The following is a 1,463-nucleotide window of genomic DNA, read 5'->3' on the forward strand; positions in this document are numbered from 1 at the left end:
GTCACGCTGCGCAACAACGCGCGCATCGACGGTCGCTTCATCAACGTCAGCCGCGCCGACATCGGCACCCACAGCACCTGGATGCTCACCGGCGACAGCAACGTCGGCCGGCTGCAGCTCGACGCCACCGGCACCGTCGCACTCGGCAACGGCAGCACCTTCAACACCCTCAGCGTGGACAGCTTCACCGGTGCCGGCGGCACGCTGCTGTTCAACACCGTGCTGGGCGATGACAGCTCGGCCACCGACAGGCTGGTCATCACCGGCGATGCCGACGGCCAGGCCGGCGTGCGCGTGCTCAACGCAGGCGGTGCCGGCGCCAGGACCGATCTGGGCATCGAGCTGATCACCATCGGCGGCGCGTCCAATGCGCAGTTCGACCTGATCGGTCGTGCCGTTGGCGGCCAGTACGAGTACTTCCTGGTCAAGGGCACCGACGGCCACTGGTACCTGCGCTCGGAACTGCAGTCGCCGACCACCCCGTGCGACGTCGATCCGAGCCTGCCGGAGTGCCAGCCGGTCGATCCGGTCGATCCGGTGGATCCGGTTGACCCGGTCGATCCGGTTGATCCGATCGATCCGATCGATCCGATCGATCCGGCGCCGGTCCTGCGTCCGGAGACCGGCGCCTACCTGGCCAACCAGTTCGCGCTCACCCAACTGCTGCGCCATACCTGGCGCGACCGCAACGGCGACCACGCCGCCGGCGTTGATGGCGTGCACACCTGGGCCAGGGTCGACTCCACCCACAGCCGCCTGGGCGCGGTCAATGACCAGCTCGAGCTCAAGGTGGCCCGCTCGGGCCTGCAGATCGGTGCGGACATCGGTGTGTTCGATGCCGACCGCGGCCGCGTGGGTGTGATGCTCACCGCCGCGCAGTCGCAGGCCACCTCGCATTCGGCCCTCACCGGCTACCGCGCACGCGGCAAGGTGGAAGGCGGCGCGGCCGGCGTGTACGGCAGCTGGAGCAATGACGCCCTGTACGTGGATGCATCGGTGCAGCGCGGCCAGTTCCGCAACCGCGTCCAAGGCGATGGTCTGGATGCCGAGCGCTATGACGCCCAGCTGTGGCAGTCCTCGCTGGAGGCCGGCTACCAGATCGACATCGGCCGCATCGGCGCGATGGCACTGCACCTGCAGCCGGAACTGCAGCTGGTCTACACCGAGGCGTCCACCGACGCGCATCGCGAGACCAACGGCACCGTCGTGCGCAGCCTGGGCGAAGACGGCCTGTCCGGCCGGCTGGGCGTGCGCATCGAAGGCGAGTCCAAGGCCGACCGCGGCGCGGCCGTGCGTCCGTACCTGGCAGTGAACTGGTACCGCGACGGGGCCAGCAACGGCATCGCCTTCGACGATGAAGCGATGCGCGCCAGCACGCCGCGCAACCGCTATGCGCTCAGCGCCGGTGCCAAGGTTGCATTCCGCCCGGGCGTTTCGGCCTGGGGTGGGCTGGGCCTGATGCG

The 1,463-nt window shown here is 69.4% G+C and carries 1 protein-coding gene; it reads left to right on the plus strand.

Annotation, left to right across the window (positions count from 1 at the left end):
* Window positions 1-1,463 (plus strand): autotransporter outer membrane beta-barrel domain-containing protein (locus OC534_RS19255; RefSeq protein ID WP_262072415.1); only part of this gene is annotated, 1,463 nt, incomplete at both ends.

The organism is Stenotrophomonas sp. Marseille-Q5258, assembly GCF_946900935.1.
Lineage (GTDB): Bacteria > Pseudomonadota > Gammaproteobacteria > Xanthomonadales > Xanthomonadaceae > Stenotrophomonas > Stenotrophomonas nematodicola.